The following is a 20,766-nucleotide window of genomic DNA, read 5'->3' as shown; positions in this document are numbered from 1 at the left end:
CCTCCGTTCTTGGAGCCGTGAGTCACGCAGCGCAGCGAAAATCAATGCATCCTGACCCTAGCTATGGGGTATAGTGATGCAGAACGGAATAGCGGGAAACATAGAAACGTATTTTAGATATGGTCAGAAAACATGAGTGTTCCGTGGCGCTCCAAGATTTTGGTTTTGGATTTCCCTCAGCGGCACCAGATAAATCCAAGTCAAACGGATTTCGGTCCTCGCAACGTCCGCTGCCCTGCCGACAGGCGCGCTAAGCGCGTTTCTCTCCGATCGAGGCGACACCCAGAACGTCCAGAACTTTCGCTTCGATATGCTCGGCATTCATGCCGGCCACCGCATACATGTCCGCGGGGCTGGCTTGATCGATGAAGATATCAGGCAAAACCATCGAGCGGTATTTCAGGCCCCGATCAAATACACCTTCATCCGCCAAAAGTTGAGCGACATGGCTGCCAAAACCGCCAACGGCCCCTTCTTCTATGGTGATCAACGCCTCGTGGCGGGACACCAGATCCAGGATCAGGTCACGGTCAAGAGGTTTGGCAAAACGAGCGTCGGCAATCGTGGGCGTTATGCCTTTGGCTGAAAGAGATTCCGCCGCCTTCTGAACCTCTGCCAGACGTGTACCGAATGAAAGCAGAGCCAACCGCGCACCTTCCCGTATCACGCGGCCCTTGCCGATCTCCAGAACCTCACCGCGTTCGGGCAAGTCGACCCCGACACCTTCGCCGCGCGGATAGCGGAACGCTATGGGGCCTTCGTCATGCGCGGCGGCGGTCGCCACCATATGCATCAGCTCGGCCTCGTCTGCGGCAGCCATGACGACCATACCGGGCAGGTTGGCCAGATAGGCAATGTCGAACGATCCCGCATGGGTGGCGCCGTCAGCCCCGACCAAACCTGCCCGGTCGATTGCAAAACGTACGGGCAGGCGCTGAATCGCCACGTCATGTACCACCTGGTCGTAACCACGCTGGAGAAAGGTCGAATACATTGCGCAAAACGGCTTCATTCCTCCTGCGGCAAGCGCAGCCGAAAACGTCACGCCGTGCTGTTCGGCAATCGCCACATCAAAGCAACGTGACGGATAGCGCTCGGCGAACAGGTTGAGGCCAGTTCCGTCGGGCATCGCAGCGGTCACGGCAACGATCTTGTCGTCACGCGCGGCCTCATCCAACAGCGCCTTGCCAAATACAGACGTGTAAGAGGGCGCGTTTGAAGGCGCCTTCTTTTGCTCCCCAGTAACCACATCGAACTTGGCCGTGGCATGGCCTTTGTCGCGGGCCTGTTCGGCGGGGGCATACCCCTTGCCTTTTTTCGTCAATACATGGATCAGAATCGGCCCGGTTGCCCTTGATTTGACCGTACGCAGAACAGGCAGCAGCTGGTCCATGTCATGGCCATCTATCGGGCCGAGATAGGAAAACCCAAGCTCTTCGAACAGCGTGCCGCCCACCGCCATGCCTTTCAGCATCTCTTTGGCGCGCTTGGCGCCCTCCCGGAATGGCTCGGGCAGCAATGAGACAGCGCCTTTTGCAGCAGCTTTCAGATCGTGAAACGGTTCTTCGGAATAGATACGCGACAAATAGCTGGACAACGCACCAACTGGCGGCGCGATGCTCATCTCGTTGTCGTTCAGAATGACGATCAAACGCTTTTTCAGGTGGCCTGCATTGTTCATCGCCTCAAAGGCCATGCCCGCCGACATCGAACCATCGCCGATCACCGCAATTGCATCGCCCAGCCCTTCGGGCGTTACACCACCCAGATCCCGCGCAACAGCAAAGCCCAAAGCAGCGCTGATCGACGTGCTGGAATGCGCCGCGCCAAATGGGTCATAGGGGCTTTCGCTGCGCTTGGTGAAGCCGCTGAGCCCACCTTTCATGCGCAATGTGCGGATGCGATCACGTCGTTCGGTCAGGATTTTGTGCGGATAACACTGATGACCCACATCCCAGATGATCTTGTCTCGGGGCGTATCAAACACGGCGTGCAAGGCGGTGGTCAGTTCAACAACCCCCAAGCCAGCCCCCAGATGCCCGCCGGTAACGGCAACCGCCGAAATCGTTTCGGCCCGCAACTCCTGTGCGACCTGGTGCAGTTGCGCGTCCGAGAACTGCTTGAGATCCGCAGGGCGGTTCACAAGATCCAGCAGGGGCGTATTGGGGCGGTCAGACATGTGGCGCGTTCCTGGCTTAGCTGTCCCGGGCAATAACGAAGCGGGCGGCTTCCTTCAAGGTTTCCGCCTTCGGACCAAACCCGTCCAAAGCGGCGCAGGCCTGATCCACCAGCTCTCTTGCGCGGGCTTTGGCAGCGGGCAGACCCAAAAGCGAAACAAAAGTGGCTTTCCCTGCCTCAGTATCTTTTTGCAATCGCTTGCCCGCCTTTTGGGCATCGCCTTCAATATCAAGGATGTCATCTGCGATCTGAAAAGCAAGACCCATTGCCCGGGCATATCGGCGCAACGGGTCAGGATCGGATCGGGCCATAACGGCGCCAACGCAGGCAGACCACTCGATCAGGGCGCCTGTCTTTCCGGCCTGAAGTCGTGTGATTTCGTCCAGCGACAGCGGTTCGGCGGCCGTTTCCGCGGCAATGTCCAGCGCCTGTCCCAGCACCATACCTTGTGCGCCGCTGGCTTTGGCCAGGGTCAGGGCAAGGTCTGCGCGAATGTCTGCGGACCCAACCTGCGAACAGGTGCAAAGTTCAAAAGCAAGCGTCTGAAGGGCATCCCCGGCCAGAACAGCCGTGCCTTCATCCCACTCTACGTGAACGGAAGGCCGCCCGCGGCGCAAGTCATCGTCATCCATGCAGGGCAGGTCGTCATGCACCAGGGAATAAGCGTGCAGCGCTTCTATGGCCGTGGCCGGCCAGATCGCCCGGTCTTCTTCAACATCGAGCAGTCGGGCACTTTCCAATGCCAGAAACCCGCGCAACCGCTTTCCGCCTCGGGTGGCATATGCCATGGCCCGGGTTACATCCACGTCTGCAAAAGCGCCCAAAACCAGATCAAAATGGCTTTGAATGCTGGCAGCATCCTGCGCAAGTCTTTCGGGGAACATTCACATACCTTCGACAGGCGTCGTACCGGTCGGCTGACCACTGGCGTCCAGAGTGATCGCTGCGACTTTTTCTTCCGCGCGCTTCAACTCCTCCTCGCACCGCTTTTTCAGCGCCGCGCCGCGTTCGTACAGCGCAATTGATTGATCCAGCGCGACATCGCCACGTTCCAGCTGGCCGACTACGGCTTCAAGCTCTTTCATCGCCTGTTCGAATGTCATCTGGTCTACGGGGGTCTGGGTCATCGGGCTGCCTTTATCAATTCTTCCACATGGGCGCGTGTGGCCTGAGCCAGTGCGTTCAGATCATACCCGCCTTCCAGAGTCGAGACGATACGACCGTCGCAAACCTCGTCAGCAATCCTGCACAGCTCTGCGGTGATCCAGGCGAAGTCATCAGTGGCCCAGTTCAGATTGGCCAGCGGGTCGTCCTGATGGGCGTCGAACCCTGCGGAAATGATAATCAGTTCCGGCCTGAAGGCCCGCAAGCGCGGAAAGGCCTTCGTTTCATAGGCGGTACGCATCTCGGCGCCACCACTGCCGGGCGCCAGAGGGATGTTGAGAACCGTATCATGAGCACCCGTTTCCTCGGGCCGGCCCGATCCGGGCCACAAAGGCATCTGCTGGCTGGTTATCACCAATGCCCGCGCTTCATCCCACAACAGGTCCTGGGTTCCATTGCCGTGATGCACGTCAAAGTCGACCACGGCTACGCGATTCAAGCCGTGATGGTCCAGCGCGTGTTTCGCCGCCAATGCTGCATTTCCAAACAGACAAAAGCCCATGGCCGTTTCGAATTCCGCATGGTGCCCCGGCGGGCGAATGGCACAGAATGCGTTCGAGGCTTCACCGCTCAAAACCAGATCAACAGCCCGCACCCCCGCACCCGCCGCGCGGTAAGCTGCGTCCACCGATCCAGAAGACAGGAACGTATCCCCGTCGATCTGTGCGAACCCGTCCGCAGGGCGCGCGACCCGAATGTCGCGGATATAGCTTTCGGGGTGAATGCGCAGAAGATCGTCATCCGCAGCCATCGGAGCTGTCACCCGCTTCAGCTCCAGCGCTTCCAATGCATGCAGAATATGCTCCAGCCGCGCCACCCGTTCCGGGTGCCCGTCAGGTGTCACATGGCCCAGACAATCGGCGTGGGTCAAAAGGGCGGTTGTCATTGGGATCCCATCTTCATCTGGCTACAAATATCCTCGCCGAAGGCCAAAAAACGCCGCGCAGCGGCATCTCAATCCGGCGCAAGCATATACCCCGCGCCCCGCACAGTCTGCAAATAGCGTGGCTGCTTGGGGTCCTGTTCGATTTTGCGTCGAAGGCGCGTGATCTGCACATCAACCGCGCGCTCCTGCGCCTGACCTTTGTCGCGCCCCAGATCCTCGACCAGCTTGGCGCGGCTGATCGGCTCTCCGGGCTGGGCCGAGAATATCTTCATCAACTGATTTTCGGTTGCGGTCAGACGGACCGGGTCTTCGCCCTGCCACATCTCACCGCGTTCAATGTCATAGCGGATGGGCCCGAGGTTTAGGATCTTCGCGGTGGTTTCTTCTGCCGGTGTTTCCGGCATCCGGCGCAGGATCGCGTTGATCCGCAACAGCAGTTCTTTCGGCTCGAAGGGTTTTGCCAGGTAGTCATCCGCCCCAGCCTCGAGGCCCGCGATCCGGTGTTCCGTCTCGCCCTTTGCTGTCAGCAGCAGGATCGGCGTCGTATGCGTTTCCCGCAAAGCGCGGGTCAGACTGACACCATCCTCGCCCGGCATCATCACATCCATGACGATCATGTCGAAATCCAACCCCGACAATACGCGCCGCGCGTGGGCCGCATCCCGTGCCGCAGTAACCAGAAACCCGTTTCGCATCAAAAACTTCTTGAGCAGATCACGAATGCGCTCGTCGTCGTCAACAATCAGCAGATGGGCATCCATATCGCTCATGTGGTCGTATCCCGAAGTTTCGTATAGGCGTGACGCATATCAGCATCCATCATTGCTTCAAGCACTTTGCGAAATCCAGCCACGGCTTCGGGACCGGCATCCTTGTAGGCGGCGCGCATTCTTGCCCGCTGAGCATCCGACAACGTGGTTTCCAGCGACTGCCCCTTTTCTGTCAGAAATAGGTGGCGTTCTCGTTTGTCCACTGTACCCACGCGGCTTTCCACCAAACCATCCTCGATCAAGGTTCGCAAAACCCTGTTCAGAGACTGTTTTGTTACGCCAAGGATGGCCAACAAATTGTTGACCGTCGTGCCCGGCGCGCGGTTGATGAAGTGGATTGCCCGATGGTGGGCGCGGCCATAGGCCATCTCTGCGAGGATGCGGTCGGGATCAGCCGTAAAGCCACGATAGGCGAAGAACATGGCCTCGATCCCCTGCCTCAATTGCTCATCGGTCAAAAACAAAAGGCTCTCGCCCCCATAACGCGGGGCCGGGCGGATGTCGGACATATCATGCCTCATTCGTTACTACCGGGCCGAGTTTATGTCAGCGTTATTGACATTCCAAGAGTAGAGCGGTATCGAATTGCAGTTTTTGCGCAATATTATGTCCGCACCGGACCTAAATCGCGCAACAATCGAAAACTCAACCCGGTTCAGGAGGTTTCGCATGGCGGGGTATGATGATCGTGATGGCACCATTTGGATGGATGGCAAGCTGGTGCCCTGGCGTGAGGCCAATGTGCACATTCTGACCCACGCAATGCACTATGCGTCATCGGTATTCGAAGGCGAGCGCGCATACAACGGCAAGATCTTCAAAAGCCGCGAACACTCCCAGCGTCTGATTGCCTCGGCCGAAGCGCTGGACATGCCGATGCCTTATTCGGTTGATGAAATCGAAGCCGCCAAGGAAGAAGCGCTGAAAGCCAGCGGTTTGCAGGACGCGTATGTGCGGGCGCTGGTCTGGCGTGGCTCGGGCGAGGATATGGGCGTGGCCTCGGCGCGCAATCCGGTGCGCATGGCCATCGCAGTCTGGCCTTGGGGCGCCTATTACGGCGATGCCAAGATGCAGGGCGCCAAGCTGGACATCGCCGAATGGAAACGCCCCAGCCCGGAAACCATCCCGGTTCACGCCAAGGCGGCGGGGCTCTACATGATTTGCACCATTTCCAAGCACAAGGCCGAGGCCAAAGGATGCTCGGACGCATTGTTCATGGACTGGCGCGGATATGTCGCCGAGGCCACCGGCGCAAACGTGTTTTTCGTCAAGGATGGCGAGGTGCACACCCCGCTGGCAGACTGCTTCCTGAACGGCATCACCCGCCAGACGGTGATCCAGATGCTGAAAGACAAGGGCATCAACGTGCATGAGCGCCGCATCAAGCCCGAAGAAATGGCTGACTTCGAACAGTGCTGGCTGACCGGCACCGCGGCCGAGGTCACGCCTGTCGGACAGATCGGCGAATATACATTCGAGGTCGGCGACCTGACCCGCCAAATCGCCGAAGACTACGAGAAACTGGTTCGCTCGTAAGCTATTGCCCCCGCTTTGTCGGGGGCTTTTTGTTGCCAAACGTGCAAATTTTTGTGCAAACCGTTCGGCCATCTGGACGGATTGCACAGATTGCGTATCTTCAGCACATGTTGGACCTTCTCAGCGATATTCTCACCCGCCTTTCCCTACGCGGCACGTTTTACTTCCGCACGTCATTCACACCGCCCTTCGGAATTCAGGTGCCGGGGTTCGAAAACGTGGCGCGGTTTCATTTTGTGCAGCGTGGCGAGCTCAAGGTTCATGTCTCGACCACGGGGGAAACCCTGCGGTTGAGGCAGGGGGACCTGATCCTGATCCCCCACGGGGCGCCGCACGCATTGCTCTGTGCCGAGGTCAAGCCGTTGGACGCATTGCCCCTGGAGCAGGTGCTGGAGCGCGCGGGCTACACGGGCGAAGGCGTGCTGGTCTATGGCGGTGATGACGAGGAACGGGACACACAGCTGATCTGCGGTCATTTCTCTTTTTCCGGCCCGGCCGGCCGAAAAGGCACCGGGCATATGCTGATAGACCGCCTGCCGCCCTATATCCTGATCGAGAATTATGGCGAAGAGGCCGGATCGTGGATGGAAGCCACCTTGCGCATGATCGGCTCTGAGGTTTCAGGCGCAAGAATCGGTGGCGACCTTATCGCGCTGAAACTGTCCGAGGCCCTGTTCGCTCAGGCGATCCGGGCCTATCTGGAGCGTCAGAGCCCGCAGGATTCCGCATTGGCAGGATTTGCTGATCAGCGCATCTCGCGGGCCTTGACCGCGTTCCACCAGGACCCGGCCAAGGACTGGAGCGTCGCGTCTTTGGCACGTGTGGCGGGTATGTCGCGCACTGCCTTTGCTCAGCTTTTTGCTGAAAAGATGGATACTACGCCGATGCAGTACCTCACGGATTGGCGGATGCAGATCGCATGCCACGGCCTGACCGAGGCACGATGGAACGTGGCAGATGCAGCGGCCGAGGTTGGGTATGCCTCCGAGGCGGCTTTCTCACGCGTGTTCAAGAAACAGGTTGGGCTGTCACCGGCTGCGTACCGGGCGATGCATTGATCCCCCAGGTTTTCTGAACGATCTGCACGGTATCAGAGACGATCAGGAATTCAGCGTTCGGCTTGGGCGTCCTACCTTCCCTTTATCATTGATTGAGAAAAGGAAGATCTCATGTCCCTGCGTTTCGTTACCCGCTCTGTCCATGCTTACCTCGACTACCCTGTCGCCATTGCCCTCATGACGTTGCCGTTCCTGTTGGGATTGGGCCAATCCAATCCACTGGCCCTGTGGCTGTCGGTTGTCACCGGTGTTGCTGCGTTTGTTCTGACGGTACTGACGGACCACCACCTTGGGATTTGGCGGGTCCTTCCCTACAAGTTCCATCTGGCCGTAGATTTGATTGTCGGCATCACCTTCCTGTTTGCACCCAGCATTTTGGGGTTCTCAGGACTGGATGCGGTGTTTTACTGGTTGAACGGTGCGGCCGTGGTGCTTGTCATCTCGCTCAGCGCGCCCGAGCAGGAAGTCGCTGCATGAAACCGCTGACTACGGCTGTCCCAGTTTCACTGTAATGCTTCAAGTCCGGGCCGCCGGGATCACCAACCGGCGGCTCGTTTTAAAAAAAGGTCTGGTTTCAAGGGCATGCTCTCACCGTCTCAACAGGCCATCCGGCTGCGGCTCGCAGCTACCTCCGAGCGGTCCGTTGTTTCAGCTGACCCAGGTTCGTCCCATTCCAGTCACTGATTGAACCCGCACTGACCTTGGCACGTTTCACCGAGAAGATAAGGTTTTCAGCCTTTGATGAGCCGCTCGGACGAGTGTGAAGTCGCAGGTTTGTCGTGGACTTTCAGCAGCCAATACGGTTGGATTTCGCCATTTCCCTTGATATTGATAACCTCACGTCTCTCGCAATCCACATATTCGGCTATCTCATCTCTTACCTCGGGTGAGATTTGAACGCGCCCGGGCTCTCCGGTGCTTTCCATTCTTGAGGCGATGTTGACTGTATCACCCCAAACGTCAAAAAACGGTTTGTCGCCGCCGATTACACCTGCGATTACCGGGCCTTTGTGAATTCCGACCCGCAGGGACACCTTTGGATGCAGATTGTCTGTCACCCGCTCGACCGTCGCAATCATATCAATCGCCAACGCCGCCATGCGAACAGAATCCGGTTGCCTCTCTTTGACCGAGGGGTCCAGACCACCTGCAACCATGTAACTGTCACCGATGGTTTTGATTTTCTCCAGCTTGTAGCTCAAAACCAGTTCATCGAATGCTGAGAATACGGAGCCCAGCAATTTGACCGTCGCCCTTGCCCCATTGGCGGCCGCGAATTCAGAAAATCCAGACAAATCAGAAAACAGAATTGTGGCGTCATCAATTCTTTCAGCAATTAGCCTGTCCGGATGTGCTTTGATGCGCTTGGCAATACGTGAAGGCAGCAGAACATTTATCAACCGCTCGGAAACAGCAAATTCCTTTTCCAAAGCGTCTTCGTAACGATCTATTGCGGCATTTGCAGAATAGGAGGTGAAAAAAAGCGCCGAGACGATTCCCAAAATCAGCACAATGAAAATAACATCTTGAGGTTGCCTTACAAATCCGTCCCGATATGACTGCGCAATAATATCCCAAATCGTTTCGCCGGGCGGTATGTGCAAAGGAACGACAAGCGATATATAAATAAACAAAGCTGCGCTGAGGATCGTTATCAGAGTGATCCAACGCCAATATGCGGCCCCTAGAAAATAAAAAAGCAAGGGCGGGCCGACAAGCAAGACCAGATGATCTTCACCGTTTTTGCCGACGCTGATGTCATGGGCCAGAAACAGGAACAACCACACAGTAAAATAAGCGACTTTGACCTCAAGGCCGAAGCGATCCAGCGTCATCGTCAAAAGCGCCGCGAAGCCAAGACCAAAGTTTACCCATGCGAGATATCTCCAGTCTGGTCCAAGTTGGAACTGGTAGAAAGCTGTGAAACCGAACCCAAGCGACGCAATAAAGGCAGCAACGTTAACAACCTGCATCTTTCGTCTTATTTTTCCATCGTCGATCGGATTTTCAGAGTCCACAATGTGTTTCAGCAAAGCATCGCCCCCGCGCCAACTCTATGCGAAATATCCCCCAAATCCCCATCTTAGTCGATAAGCCCCAGGTTGTTTGTTCAGAAGCTACTTTCGCGTCGCGACGCCAACACAGCCTGAACCGCTTTTGGCCTCGCGCCCGCAAACGGGTGCCCTACCACCCTGAAAACCGGCCATTGGATCAAGTTGGCAACAGCAATTCAGGTGGTGCAGTTTTCAGGGCCTCCAGTTTGCTCTGAATGATTTTCGGTGATTTCTGTTCCAGATAGTAAGCAATGGTTTCCACGCGAATTCGAACAGATCCGGCAGGTTTCGTCTCATCGAGATCCTGAAACACGAAGAAAAGCGTTCCAAGCGCTTCGGTAATTTCCTGGACTGGTGAATATGTCGGCTGGTCCATTCCGCATTCATAGCTGGAAAACCTGATTGAACAGGTTATCCACGGCATAATAGATCCATAGCGTGCAGCCCACAGAAGTTCGTTGGTGTTTGCGCTGTGGGATGTTTTCCAAATATCCGAAATGTCAAAAGGGCTTTGAATTCGGCCAGCTTTGATCAGATCGCCGTATAACCAATCCAGTATCTCTGCGTCCAATGGCAGGTACTGACCCCAGAGGATCGGATAACCAAAGGCCTGCAACTCACTTTCAATGGCGTGGCCAATTCCGGTGTCCATGTGGTAAGGGCGGCCCAAGGCCAGGATGCAAGGTCGATGTTGTGTGGCGCATTCGGACAGTACCGCCAGACTTTGCCGCCGCAGACTCTGATCAAACTCTTGAAGGGCGTCATAGGCTTTGGCAACCGCAGCGCGCAGTTCAGCCAAGCGCAAGTCGGTGATTACACCCTTCAGGGCGTCGTACAACTGCCGGGTCGCAATTTGTGGGTCTGCCAAGGACACGGCCGGCGAAAGATAATGTACGCCCAGTTCCTTGAACACGTCCTTTTCCCGCCGAAATCCGGCTCGTGTACTTTCGGGGCCGGCAATGACGCGTGGGCAGGCCATGTTTTCCCGGACATGACCCCGCAAAAAGGATGGGACAGTCAGGATTATGGGAACGAACAGGATATCAATGGGGCGCTTTTGCCCGTCCAGCAATTCACCATAGTGGCCAGACATGCACTTGACGGGGTAACAGCAATCAACAGCACCACGCCCTTTTCCGAATTTCAGCTGCTGTGCTTCCGACGTGTCCGACGAATAGACGATATTGCGGCGACCTATTCCCAGTTCAACGAACAATGTCGTCCAAAACCTGTGCGTCGACCACTGGTTTAGGACCCGAGGGATGCCGATCCGAAAATCCCGCTTGGGTGGTTTGGACTCAGCGAAAGGCGCCTTCGCGAACGCTTTCTGCAATATTTGGATTGGCATTCGCTTCCTCGTCGATTTGCTTTTTTCGCGCTTTCATCTCGGCTGCGTCTTCAATCAACCCTTTCGAGCAAGAATTGCCGGTAATCACCCGCTCCCACCCTTCCGCCAGAGGAACCTTGCTGTTTGCCCGGCCACGACCGCCGGGGATCTGAACATCCACAAAGGCCCGGCTACAGTTCATCGCACACCACTTGCAGGTGGTTTTGTTGTTGGTTGTACTGACATATTCCAACTCTTCGACGCGGTCGTGCCCGACGAACCGGGACGTTTGCCCGGTGTTCACATGTTCAAGCGCAAGAAGGGCGGCGCCCAACGCGCCAGCCTCGCCAGCATGAGGGTGCACGGTAATTTCCGCGTCAGGAATTTTACCCCTGATGAAATCGATCTGGGCTTTGACGACCGCCAGGTTTCGATGTGTTCCACCTTGCAGGACAAACTTCCTGCCGATGGCCTTGAGGTTCTGAAACTGCCCGGCATAGACCCAAACATTCAGGGGCAGGACCGCAGCAAGGCTTGCCATGATTTCTTCTGCCGCCCACCCTTTGCGTTGCTGGTTCACGATGTCGGACTGAAGGAACACGCCGCACCCCATCATCAGTTTCGGCATCCGCTTGGCGCTGAAGGCTTTTTCGGCATAGTCCTCAAGCCGGACATCATAGCGTTCGGCAACGCCTTGAAGAAACGCCCCATTGCCGGAAGAACATTGGGAATTGAGCCGAAAATCGACGACCGCTTTCTGCCGCAACAGCATGATTTTGACATCTGTCCCACCGACGTCGCATATCGCGTCTGCATCGGGATGTATGTGCATGGCAGCAGCCGCATGTGCGACCGTCTCAACCACTGGCACGTCCGCCCCCAAAATATCCTTCAGCAGATCTTTCCCGTACCCCGTGAGGCCAAGAGCGCCGATATCCTCGATCCCTGCATCACGCAACTTGCGGAAAACGGACTTGGCATCTTCGATCGGGTTTCCCTGACTGTGCTGATAGACCGAAGCCTTGATTTCCGCGTCGCGGTCCAACGCCACCGCCTTGACCGTGGTGCTACCGAAATCGCACCCGACATAATATGTCTCGGCCGCAACGGGCTGGGGTATCTGGATCACGGGTTGGGAAAAATCCTCTAGGAACCGGACGAGTTCACCGTTCCGGGCCAAGGCCTCCTGCCCTGTCTTGGCCTTTTCACCGTGCTGGCCTGTTTCCACCCACCATTTCAGGCCATCCGTGCCGGAATAGGCCCGGGATACATTTTGTTCCCGACGAGAGATCTCGACGCAACCAAGGCTTGCATAGTACAAAGCATCGCCGGGAACCAGGATTGCATCGGTGACGCTCTGTCCTGCTTTCAATACGACATTGCGCTCGTCCCAGAGCGCGGCCAAATGGCTTGCCCATGCCTGCTGAAGACCTTGAAAGAACATGTTCGGCCCACCCAGCAAAAGCACTGATGGTGTGGGGGTGTTGCCTTTTGTCAAAGTCGCCAGGTTCTGCCGCACGACTGCGTCAAACAAGCTTGCGATGATTTCGGTCTTGGGAACTCCGGCCTTGACCAGACTGTTTGCGTCAGTCTCTGCAAAGATCCCGCATTTGGCGCTGATCCGATGAAGGGTTTGACCATCGAATGGCAGAGTGGTCAGCTCGTCCGGGGGAATGTTCAGTTTTCGTGCGGACTTTTCGATAAAGGTGCCCGTACCGCCGCTGCAGGCTGATTGCATATAGACCTGCTTGGCCTTGCCTGCGGAGGTTGGCGTGAAGAACAACGTCTTCATGTCTTCACCGCCAATTTCAGACACGAAATGCACATCCGGATGCAACGCTTCGACGGCGGCGGCGACGGCGACAACTTCCTGGATTTGCCGCGCGTTCACATGATCTGCCAGTGTCCCTGCCCCGGATCCTGTAAACGTGACGACATCGCGACCGGCGGTCAGGCCGGCCTCCAGCTCCATCTGCGACAGCAGTTCAAGGGTTTTCTCGGCCTGGCGTGTTTTGTGACGACCATAGGCTTTCCAGATGACTTCGCCATCTTCTACCACGACGCCTTTTACAGTTGTCGATCCAATATCTACCCCAGCAAATTTCACAACGTGGCATTTCCCAGCTCAAGCACGATATTGGATGCGGTACCCACGGCGCCACGATGGGGAACTTTCCAAAATGGCGTGTTGACCTTGGGATGCTCTTTGGCGCGCTTTCTGGCCTCGTCCGCAGTCAACCCGGCGGCGGCAAGAGCAGATTCAAATTCCTCCTGCGCGCGGATCTTGGCGTCTGCCAGCACCATTTGGCACCGCGACAAAGCGTGTACGTCACTGTCCCCTTTCACCTCGATTGGGGCATACAGCATGTCGGGATACCGGCCCTGTACGGCCGCCATTGCTCCGATGCTCATTGTGTTGGGAAGGCAGCCATAAGGCGAGAGCTCGCAAATCATATGTGCCTTTCGCTTGGTATGCGCCCAGATCGCCTTGGCGATCAGCAAATCACCTTCACCCCCGTTGATCATATTGTCAAAAAAAGGAGCCGCCAGTTTCCGCAGCTTGTCCTGATCGGGCATCGGACGGGGAACACCCCCAAGCATCCGGCGCATCTGATCGTATTTGAACCTGAAAAAGCGCTGCCCAAGTTTCAACAGAGCATAGTTCTGACGCGCTTTGTCTTTAATCCCGAAGCCCAGCTTGAGCTTTTGTCCGCCATACCGCATCAGGTAATCGAACCATACAACCATCGGTGCCGGCTGAACTTCGGCGCCTTCGCCTTCAAGCCATTTGTGCATATTGTAGTTCTGCACCCCTTCGGCGGTGGCCAGATAGAACTCGCCGGTGATCTTGACCATGGGCTTGACCCTCAATCGATCAAGCTGGATGTCTTCAAAGTGGTCGCGTGCACGCCTCATGGCCTTCAGAAAGCGTCTGGTCGTCGAATGCCACAGGACCGATCCCCATTTCGGCATTTGCTTCGGCCTGCTCAACATGGCGTCGTATATCTCGGAAACCGCCTTCTGCGCCGCCCGGTTGGTCGCGCCTTGCTCTAGCTCATAGGGCCGCAGCTGGTATTCCAGATCCTGAATGGCATCCGCTGCCATCATGCCCAAGGCCGTGCTCAGCAGCAGGTGAATATCAGTCTGCAAACCGGCGTCTTTGCCTTTCGACTGATCGATTTCATGCTGCTGAACCAGAAACATCCTGAACGCCTCGAGCCCCAGATTCTTCAGCGCAAGCTCATAGCTTTGGTGATATTGACCGAAACGGCAGGCCCCGCAGGCCCCGGCGGTCACATAAACATATTTTTCGGCCACTTCGTCAGCACCGATAGCCTCGGCTTCGTTTCTGAGAAAACTCGACAAGTTGCCCGTTGTGAAGGCGGTGGGGCAGCACTGTCCGACATCCGCCAGTTCACGTCCCAGGTACAAGTCTTCAACTGTCACATCAGGCAGGCGCTGCGCATTGTAACCCGCACTTTTGAACAGGCCTTCCAGCAGTTTTTCGGCGCGCCATGTGACCCCACCAAACAACAAGGTGACATCCTTGCGCTGATCCGCAGTAAAAGGACGAGGTTCGTAAGCCCTATAGGACTCTTCCAAAATACGACTCATAAAAATACCCCCCAACCAACATAACATGTATTTACAATGCACAATATATTATTCAGAGATCGCCTCAGGTATTGGGAGTCCGTGTGAAACAGGGCCATCGGAAATTCAGGTTTTCTTAGACGCCGGTCAGGCACTCTCAGCCTGGAAATCCATCAAATACCCAGGAATCTTTTTGCATTTCCTTCAAAAAAATCAGGTGCAAAAGGACTGATCTGTGGATCGCTGAAGAACGTGTCAAATTCGATCAGGTATTCACGGGTTCTGCCGACCATCAGGGGCATCGCCCAATCCGTTCCAAAACACACTTTGTCCCGAAAATGGTGCGGTGCGCCCGGGGTGCTGTTGCTCACTAGTACTGATTTTAGCCGATGGAATATCTTTGGCTTGATCTGTGGATCCAGAATTCCCAAAATATGACCCAAGCCAAGATAGACATTGTCGAAATCCTCAACCAGGCGAATAGCACGATAGGCAAATGTTTGCTTGAAATGGGTGTTGTCTGCTGCCCATCCCATCCAATCTACTTCTTTTGCGCCACCACCATGAGCCAGGAACAACCAAAGGTTCCGGGCATTGTGGGTCTCCATCGCGTGCTTCCATAACGCTGGATCGGAGTAGATTCCGTATCCTTCCTCCACCTGAAACCCCATCGGGTTGCAATGGGCAAACAAACGCAGGTTGTGGCTGGAGAAATGGCGAATGATGTCACCCATCTTGGCCTGTGCCATCGGGTAGGGCGCAGGGTTCGATGCTTTTTCTCTGTACTTGTCCAGACTTCGCCCAGAGGCGACCGGGGTCTGGTAGCCGCGCATATCGATCGGGCGGATCCCCAAGGGCGGATAGATTTTGTAGCCCGTTATTCCGAGTGCAACGCCTGAATCGACGATCTTTTTCCAGTTCCCGCCTCGAAACGGGTCAACCGCACCAAAATTGATCAATTCATTCGGGTTCTCAGCCGCGAGCAACTGCATCCGGTCCATTTGTTCGGTGAAGTCAAAATACGGCGGTAAGAACCCAAGCATCCCAGGCTTCTTGAGTTTTTCGAAGGCGCGGTGCATATCCAGCAGGACGCCCACGAAAAGGCTGGCTTCCGGGTCACTCGGCTGACCATTCTTCTTGAAATCCCTCTTGAGCGCTTTGAACCGGTTTCGCTCGGACAAGGTCATGATGACAATGAATTCAAGCAACTGAAAGATGCTACCGATTTGATCGGTTGGAATGCCTGCGGCACGAAAGCCTGCATCAGAGCCAGGTTTGTACAACCCACCCGAGCGCATGTGTTCAGCTTCATGAAAGAAATCGCTTTCTGCCGCTTTTTGACCAGCGACCCTGAAGGCCTCGGCCATAAACCGATCCAGCAAATCAGGGTCCGTGCCACTGTCTCCAAAAGCGGACCTGTCAGAAATTCTGTCACCGCCCACAAGCTGAACACCTATTGGGAGGTCGCCCGCCCTTGAATAATTGATATCATGGTCAATATCGTTCAGGGCTCGGATCAGCTCCTCTATGTCCTTCCAATCCCGGTGGCTGGGGTTGGGTGTCGATTGAAACTCTCTAATCTTCTCACGAACCGGATGTGCAATGGCCCGCATAAGCTGGTCCACATCGTGATTGAGCAATGCGTCGATCAAATCGTCCTGATCAGGTTCTTCCGTCGCGGGTCTGCTGAAGTCGCTCATGCGGGTCACACGAACCGCCAGCACGGCCAAGCCAAGCGAAAGCCAATACAGCGATAAGAACGAGTAGAAGATACTGTGCAACGGCAAATAACGCGCCGTGAACAGGTGGGTGTGCATGTCAATTAAGGTGTTTTTTCCAGTCATATTTTTGGCTCCACGAAATAAAATTCAGCCGAGAATTTTCTGTATTCGTATGACTTTGCTGTCAAAAACCGGAAATGGCTTTTGGCTTTAATCTGCTGATTCTAAGGTGTTTCGCATGATTTTGCAATTTTTAGGCCCGGCAAGCCGCCTCGCCGAGTCCGAGTTGAGCAGTGATTTCTACTGTTAGTTCATTTGAGTTGGAAGCAGAGTTTCTTAACACCGAAAGCCGAATGAAATTAAATCCGTCACTTTGAGCCTTGTTTCCGCTCGGTGGGCAGGTCCAAACAGGAATTGACTCATCGATGCCTACCAACCGTTCAACCAATTCGAGTCTATTAGCCAATTGAGGATTAGTTTTGGATCAAACGGCCCGGAGGACGTTTGTGGATCCAACGGTGGCTTTAAGAATTAGTTACGGGAGTAGGATTTGAACCTCTGACCTTCAGGTTGTGAGCCTGACGAGGTTTGATCGTTTAGCGAACAGTCGAGTGGACTGCTGTTAGATCGAACGGTCTGCTGGTATTTTTGGTTGCGGGAGCAGGATTTGAACCTGCGACCTTCAGGTTATGAGCCTGACGAGCTACCGGGCTGCTCCATCCCGCGACAGTTTTTGTGACCTAGCGCTTACGCTACTTGAGGTCTTTGGTTGGCCTATCGCTTGCGCTATTTGAGGCCGGGTATTGTTTTTTGATCGTTTAGAGAGATGTGGGCTTTTACTAGGTTTGGCGGTGACCTACTCTCCCGGGGCTTAAGCCCAAGTACCATTGGCGCGGCAGTGCTTAACTTCCGGGTTCGGGATGGGACCGGGTGTTTCACTTGCGCTATGACCACCAAACCGAGGAAAAGCCCACGTCGCTCTTTTTGCTTTGCAAAAAGGCGGCGCGCGGGAGGCAGCGCATTCGCTTGCGAATGCGCGTTCCCGCACGGTTGTAATTATCAACCAACAGTGTCGCTTGGTGCGACACGATCATCCATTGTCAAGGTCGGTGTATGCTTTGGTCTTGTCTTTCCATTACTGGATCAAATCAAGCCTATCGGGCGATTAGTACCGGTCAACTGAACGCATTACTGCGCTTACATCTCCGGCCTATTGACGTGGTGGTCTTCCACGGCCCTCAGGGAGACCTTGTTTTGAGGGGGGCTTCCCGCTTAGATGCCTTCAGCGGTTATCCTGTCCGATCATAGCTACCCAGCACTGCCGTTGGCACGACAACTGGTCCACCAGTGGATCGTTCACCCCGGTCCTCTCGTACTAGGGGCAACTCCTCTCAAGTCTCCTACACCCACGGCAGATAGGGACCGAACTGTCTCACGACGTTCTAAACCCAGCTCACGTACCTCTTTAAACGGCGAACAGCCGTACCCTTGGGACCTGCTCCAGCCCCAGGATGAGATGAGCCGACATCGAGGTGCCAAACACTGCCGTCGATATGGACTCTTGGGCAGTATCAGCCTGTTATCCCCGGCGTACCTTTTATCCGTTGAGCGATGGCCCTTCCACTCGGGACCACCGGATCACTATGGCCGTCTTTCGACTCTGCTCGACTTGTCAGTCTCGCAGTCAGGCTGGCTTCTGCCATTGCACTCAACGAGCGATTTCCGACCGCTCTGAGCCAACCTTCGCGCGCCTCCGTTACGCTTTAGGAGGCGACCGCCCCAGTCAAACTACCCGCCACGCAGGGTCCCGGATCCGGATAACGGACCGCGGTTAGACATCAAGAGTGCGAAGGGTGGTATCTCAAGGGAGGCTCCACCGCGACTGGCGTCACGGTTTCAAAGCCTACCACCTATCCTGCACATCACAATCCTGATGCCAGTGCGAAGCTGTAGTAAAGGTGCACGGGGTCTTTCCGTCTAACCGCGGGAAGCCTGCATCTTGACAGGCAATTCAATTTCGCTGAGTCGATGTTGGAGACAGCGGGGAAGTCGTTACGCCATTCGTGCAGGTCGGAACTTACCCGACAAGGAATTTCGCTACCTTAGGACCGTTATAGTTACGGCCGCCGTTTACCTGGGCTTCAATTCAAGGCTCTCACCTCTCCTTTTAACCTTCAGGCACCGGGCAGGCGTCAGACCCTATACGTCGTCTTGCGACTTCGCAGAGCCCTGTGTTTTTAATAAACAGTCGCCACCCCCTGGTTTGTGCCCCCAGCCCCTAGTTGCCTAGGAACCGGGCCTCCTTCTCGCGAACTTACGGAGGTATTTTGCCGAGTTCCTTCAACATCGTTCTCTCAAGCGCCTTGGTATGCTCTACCAGTCCACCTGTGTCGGTTTAGGGTACGGTCTGATGGAGGGCTATTTCCAGGAACCACTCAGCAGCCCAATCAATCCGATAAGATTGAACTACACCTGTGATCCGTCACATCCTCCTGGCCTAGGAATATTAACCTAGTTCCCATCGCCTACGCCTTTCGGCCTCGGCTTAGGGGCCGGCTTACCCTGCTCAGATTAGCTTTAAGCAGGAACCCTTGGACTTTCGGCGAGAGTGTCTCTCACACTCTTTGTCGCTACTCATGTCATCATTCTCACTAGTGATCTCTCCACCGGATCCCTCACAGGCCGGCTTCATCGAAAGAACTCTATCCTGCGCTACCGCCTGTTCGGCTACTTGAGCGCGGTTGCCCGCGCCGCATAACCGGCGGCAATACAGGATGAGTTCTATGTCACACTACGCTCTGCTACCATGCCTTACGGCATCCTAAGCTTCGGCTCATGGCTTGAGCCCCGTTACATCTTCGCCGCAGGACAACTTGTTTAGACCAGTGAGCTGTTACGCTATCTTTAAAGGATGGCTGCTTCTAAGCCAACCTCCTGGTTGTTTTGGTCGTCCCACCTGCTTTCCCACTTAGCCATGAATTGGGGGCCTTAGCTGTAGGTCAGGGTTGTTTCCCTCTCCACTACGGACGTTAGCATCCGCAGTGTGTCTGCCATCTAGTACTCCCGGGTATTCGGAGTTTGGTTAGGATCAGTAAGCCTGTGGGGCCCCATTACCCATCCAGTGCTCTACCCCCCGGGGTATTCGGATGACGCTCTACCTAAATAGATTTCGCAGAGAACCAGCTATCTCCGAGTTTGATTGGCCTTTCACCCCTAGGCACAGCTCATCCCGATCCTTTTCAACGGATGTGGGTTCGGTCCTCCAGTAAGTGTTACCTTACCTTCAACCTGGCCATGCCTAGATCACTCGGTTTCGGGTCTGATCCCACGAACTCATTCGCCCTATTAAGACTCGCTTTCGCTACGCCTACACCTAACGGCTTAAGCTTGCTCGTGAGACCAAGTCGATGACCCATTATACAAAAGGTACGCCGTCAGCTCGCAAGGAGCCTCCGACTGATTGTAGGCGTTCGGTTTCAGGTACTGTTTCACTCCCCTCGTCGGGGTGCTTTTCACCTTTCCCTCACGGTACTGGTTCGCTATCGGTCAGCAAGGAGTACTTAGCCTTCGAAGGTGGTCCTCCGATCTTCAGACAGAATTTCACGTGTTCCGCCCTACTTAATACGTCCGTCAAAGCTTCCTATACGGGGCTGTCACCCGCTATGGCCACGCTTCCCAACGTGTTCTAGTCACTTATCCGGCTCGGCTGGTCCCCGTTCGCTCGCCGCTACTAGGGGAGTATCAATTGATTTCCTTTCCTCCGGGTACTTAGATGTTTCAGTTCCCCGGGTTTGCTCTTAAAACCCTATGTATTCAGGTCTTAAGTACCTGTTCATGCTCATTATTGATCAGCTGTGCTAACAATAACAAACATTCAGGTGGGTTGCCCCATTCAGAGATCCATGGATCAAAGCTTATTCTCAGCTCCCCATGGCTTATCGCAGAGTATCACGTCTTTCATCGCCTCTTGCTGCCAAGGCATTCACCAAACGCCCTTCTCGCGCTTGATTTGATCCAGAAAGAGAAAGACTTGATATTTGCACTACCGCCTATTCGGCTACTTGAGTGCGTTTGACCGCACACAACCGAAGCTGCGCCAGTAATCAAATCAATCACGATGACCCAGCTGGTAACTAAAGGTCATCTGTTCTTCTGAACCAAAAACATACATTTCCCGCCCCCGCCACTTGGACGAGGACAAATGAGCAACCCCATATGGTCTCTCAGCCGTGCAGCTGATCAACGCAGGTCGCTCGGGTTAGTATATTAGACTTGGACAACTCTGTTCGTTTCGATCGGGATACGCAGACAGGGCCGGCTAGACCCAAACTGCGCCGCTTATCCGAAGATAAGAACGACCGAGATCAATGCCACACTCGGCACGATCAAACAGTGTTGATTGATTTCTCTCTAAACGATGTCAAAGCTTCCGAAGAAGCGACGTCCGATTGGACGGTGAAGAACCAAAATGGTGCTTA

Annotated in this window: 14 protein-coding genes, 1 tRNA gene and 2 rRNA genes; 3 read left to right on the top strand and 14 right to left on the bottom strand. The window is 55.3% G+C overall.

Annotation, left to right across the window (positions count from 1 at the left end; all coding sequences use genetic code 11):
* Nucleotides 1–250 precede the first annotated feature (250 nt).
* From dxs to GOW09_RS21835, 6 genes are all read right to left on the bottom strand, one after another.
* Complete coding sequence (gene dxs, locus GOW09_RS21860) at nt 251–2,179, bottom strand: 1-deoxy-D-xylulose-5-phosphate synthase (RefSeq protein WP_171120984.1); 1,929 nt, start codon at nt 2,177–2,179, stop codon at nt 251–253.
* 16 nt (nt 2,180–2,195) lie between these two features.
* The gene (locus GOW09_RS21855; RefSeq protein ID WP_171120982.1) at nt 2,196–3,062 is read right to left on the bottom strand and encodes a polyprenyl synthetase family protein; all 867 of its coding nucleotides are present in this window, start codon (nt 3,060–3,062) and stop codon (nt 2,196–2,198) included.
* Entirely contained in the window at nt 3,063–3,305 is a 243-nt protein-coding gene (locus GOW09_RS21850; protein WP_152459693.1) for an exodeoxyribonuclease VII small subunit, read from the bottom strand. It abuts the gene before it with no gap.
* Nucleotides 3,302–4,228, bottom strand: coding sequence for a histone deacetylase family protein (locus tag GOW09_RS21845; protein ID WP_171120980.1), 927 nt, complete (start codon nt 4,226–4,228; stop codon nt 3,302–3,304). Before GOW09_RS21845 ends, GOW09_RS21850 begins: the two co-directional genes overlap by 4 nt.
* A gap of 68 nt (nt 4,229–4,296) precedes the next feature.
* Nucleotides 4,297–4,998 (bottom strand): response regulator, encoded by a 702-nt coding sequence (locus GOW09_RS21840; protein ID WP_171120978.1) that lies wholly within the window; start codon nt 4,996–4,998, stop codon nt 4,297–4,299.
* A complete protein-coding gene (locus GOW09_RS21835) occupies nt 4,995–5,507 on the bottom strand; it encodes a MarR family winged helix-turn-helix transcriptional regulator (protein ID WP_152459690.1) in 513 nt (170 codons plus the stop codon). Before GOW09_RS21835 ends, GOW09_RS21840 begins: the two co-directional genes overlap by 4 nt.
* A gap of 160 nt (nt 5,508–5,667) precedes the next feature.
* On the opposite strand from GOW09_RS21835, the gene GOW09_RS21830 reads away from it, so the two are divergent.
* From GOW09_RS21830 to GOW09_RS21820, 3 genes are all read left to right on the top strand, one after another.
* Nucleotides 5,668–6,534 (top strand): branched-chain amino acid aminotransferase, encoded by an 867-nt coding sequence (locus GOW09_RS21830; protein WP_171120976.1) that lies wholly within the window; start codon nt 5,668–5,670, stop codon nt 6,532–6,534.
* Between the two features lie 107 nt (nt 6,535–6,641).
* The gene (locus tag GOW09_RS21825) at nt 6,642–7,592 is read left to right on the top strand and encodes an AraC family transcriptional regulator (RefSeq protein WP_152459688.1); all 951 of its coding nucleotides are present in this window, start codon (nt 6,642–6,644) and stop codon (nt 7,590–7,592) included.
* A 111-nt stretch (nt 7,593–7,703) separates the two neighbouring features.
* The gene (locus GOW09_RS21820; protein WP_171120974.1) at nt 7,704–8,069 is read left to right on the top strand and encodes a hypothetical protein; all 366 of its coding nucleotides are present in this window, start codon (nt 7,704–7,706) and stop codon (nt 8,067–8,069) included.
* A gap of 254 nt (nt 8,070–8,323) precedes the next feature.
* Here the strand turns inward: GOW09_RS21820 and GOW09_RS21815 are convergent, their stop codons facing one another.
* The 8 genes from GOW09_RS21815 to GOW09_RS21780 form a co-directional block, all read right to left on the bottom strand.
* Nucleotides 8,324–9,625: an adenylate/guanylate cyclase domain-containing protein gene (locus tag GOW09_RS21815; protein WP_171120972.1), complete on the bottom strand. Its 1,302-nt coding sequence runs from the start codon at nt 9,623–9,625 to the stop codon at nt 8,324–8,326.
* Between the two features lie 178 nt (nt 9,626–9,803).
* A complete protein-coding gene (locus GOW09_RS21810) occupies nt 9,804–10,994 on the bottom strand; it encodes an acyl-CoA dehydratase activase-related protein (RefSeq protein WP_171120970.1) in 1,191 nt (396 codons plus the stop codon).
* Entirely contained in the window at nt 10,945–13,080 is a 2,136-nt protein-coding gene (locus GOW09_RS21805; protein ID WP_171120968.1) for a BadF/BadG/BcrA/BcrD ATPase family protein, read from the bottom strand. Before GOW09_RS21805 ends, GOW09_RS21810 begins: the two co-directional genes overlap by 50 nt.
* Nucleotides 13,077–14,588 (bottom strand): hypothetical protein, encoded by a 1,512-nt coding sequence (locus tag GOW09_RS21800; protein ID WP_171120966.1) that lies wholly within the window; start codon nt 14,586–14,588, stop codon nt 13,077–13,079. The genes GOW09_RS21805 and GOW09_RS21800 overlap by 4 nt, the downstream gene beginning before the upstream one ends.
* Before the next feature lie 152 nt (nt 14,589–14,740).
* A complete protein-coding gene (locus GOW09_RS21795) occupies nt 14,741–16,411 on the bottom strand; it encodes a hypothetical protein (protein ID WP_171120964.1) in 1,671 nt (556 codons plus the stop codon).
* A gap of 526 nt (nt 16,412–16,937) precedes the next feature.
* Nucleotides 16,938–17,014 (bottom strand) — tRNA-Met (locus GOW09_RS21790).
* Between the two features lie 117 nt (nt 17,015–17,131).
* Nucleotides 17,132–17,246, bottom strand: a 5S ribosomal RNA gene (gene rrf, locus GOW09_RS21785).
* 186 nt (nt 17,247–17,432) lie between these two features.
* Nucleotides 17,433–20,298: ribosomal RNA gene (locus GOW09_RS21780) — 23S ribosomal RNA — on the bottom strand.
* Nucleotides 20,299–20,766 lie beyond the last annotated feature (468 nt).

Origin of the sequence: Ruegeria sp. HKCCA5463, assembly GCF_013034175.1 — a bacterium.
GTDB lineage: Bacteria > Pseudomonadota > Alphaproteobacteria > Rhodobacterales > Rhodobacteraceae > Ruegeria.
Note: the sequence above shows the minus strand (reverse complement) of the source record. Positions and strands in the feature narration are given on the sequence as shown.

Coding starts and splice junctions, on each gene's coding strand:
- GOW09_RS21835 (WP_152459690.1), bottom strand. CDS start 5,507: ATGTCCGACATCCGCCCGGCCCCGCGTTATGGGGGCGAGAGCCTTTTG.
- GOW09_RS21810 (WP_171120970.1), bottom strand. CDS start 10,994: ATGCCAATCCAAATATTGCAGAAAGCGTTCGCGAAGGCGCCTTTCGCT.
- GOW09_RS21840 (WP_171120978.1), bottom strand. CDS start 4,998: ATGAGCGATATGGATGCCCATCTGCTGATTGTTGACGACGACGAGCGC.
- dxs (WP_171120984.1), bottom strand. CDS start 2,179: ATGTCTGACCGCCCCAATACGCCCCTGCTGGATCTTGTGAACCGCCCT.
- GOW09_RS21825 (WP_152459688.1), top strand. CDS start 6,642: ATGTTGGACCTTCTCAGCGATATTCTCACCCGCCTTTCCCTACGCGGC.
- GOW09_RS21795 (WP_171120964.1), bottom strand. CDS start 16,411: ATGACTGGAAAAAACACCTTAATTGACATGCACACCCACCTGTTCACG.
- GOW09_RS21850 (WP_152459693.1), bottom strand. CDS start 3,305: ATGACCCAGACCCCCGTAGACCAGATGACATTCGAACAGGCGATGAAA.
- GOW09_RS21855 (WP_171120982.1), bottom strand. CDS start 3,062: ATGTTCCCCGAAAGACTTGCGCAGGATGCTGCCAGCATTCAAAGCCAT.
- GOW09_RS21800 (WP_171120966.1), bottom strand. CDS start 14,588: ATGAGTCGTATTTTGGAAGAGTCCTATAGGGCTTACGAACCTCGTCCT.
- GOW09_RS21820 (WP_171120974.1), top strand. CDS start 7,704: ATGTCCCTGCGTTTCGTTACCCGCTCTGTCCATGCTTACCTCGACTAC.
- GOW09_RS21830 (WP_171120976.1), top strand. CDS start 5,668: ATGGCGGGGTATGATGATCGTGATGGCACCATTTGGATGGATGGCAAG.
- GOW09_RS21845 (WP_171120980.1), bottom strand. CDS start 4,228: ATGACAACCGCCCTTTTGACCCACGCCGATTGTCTGGGCCATGTGACA.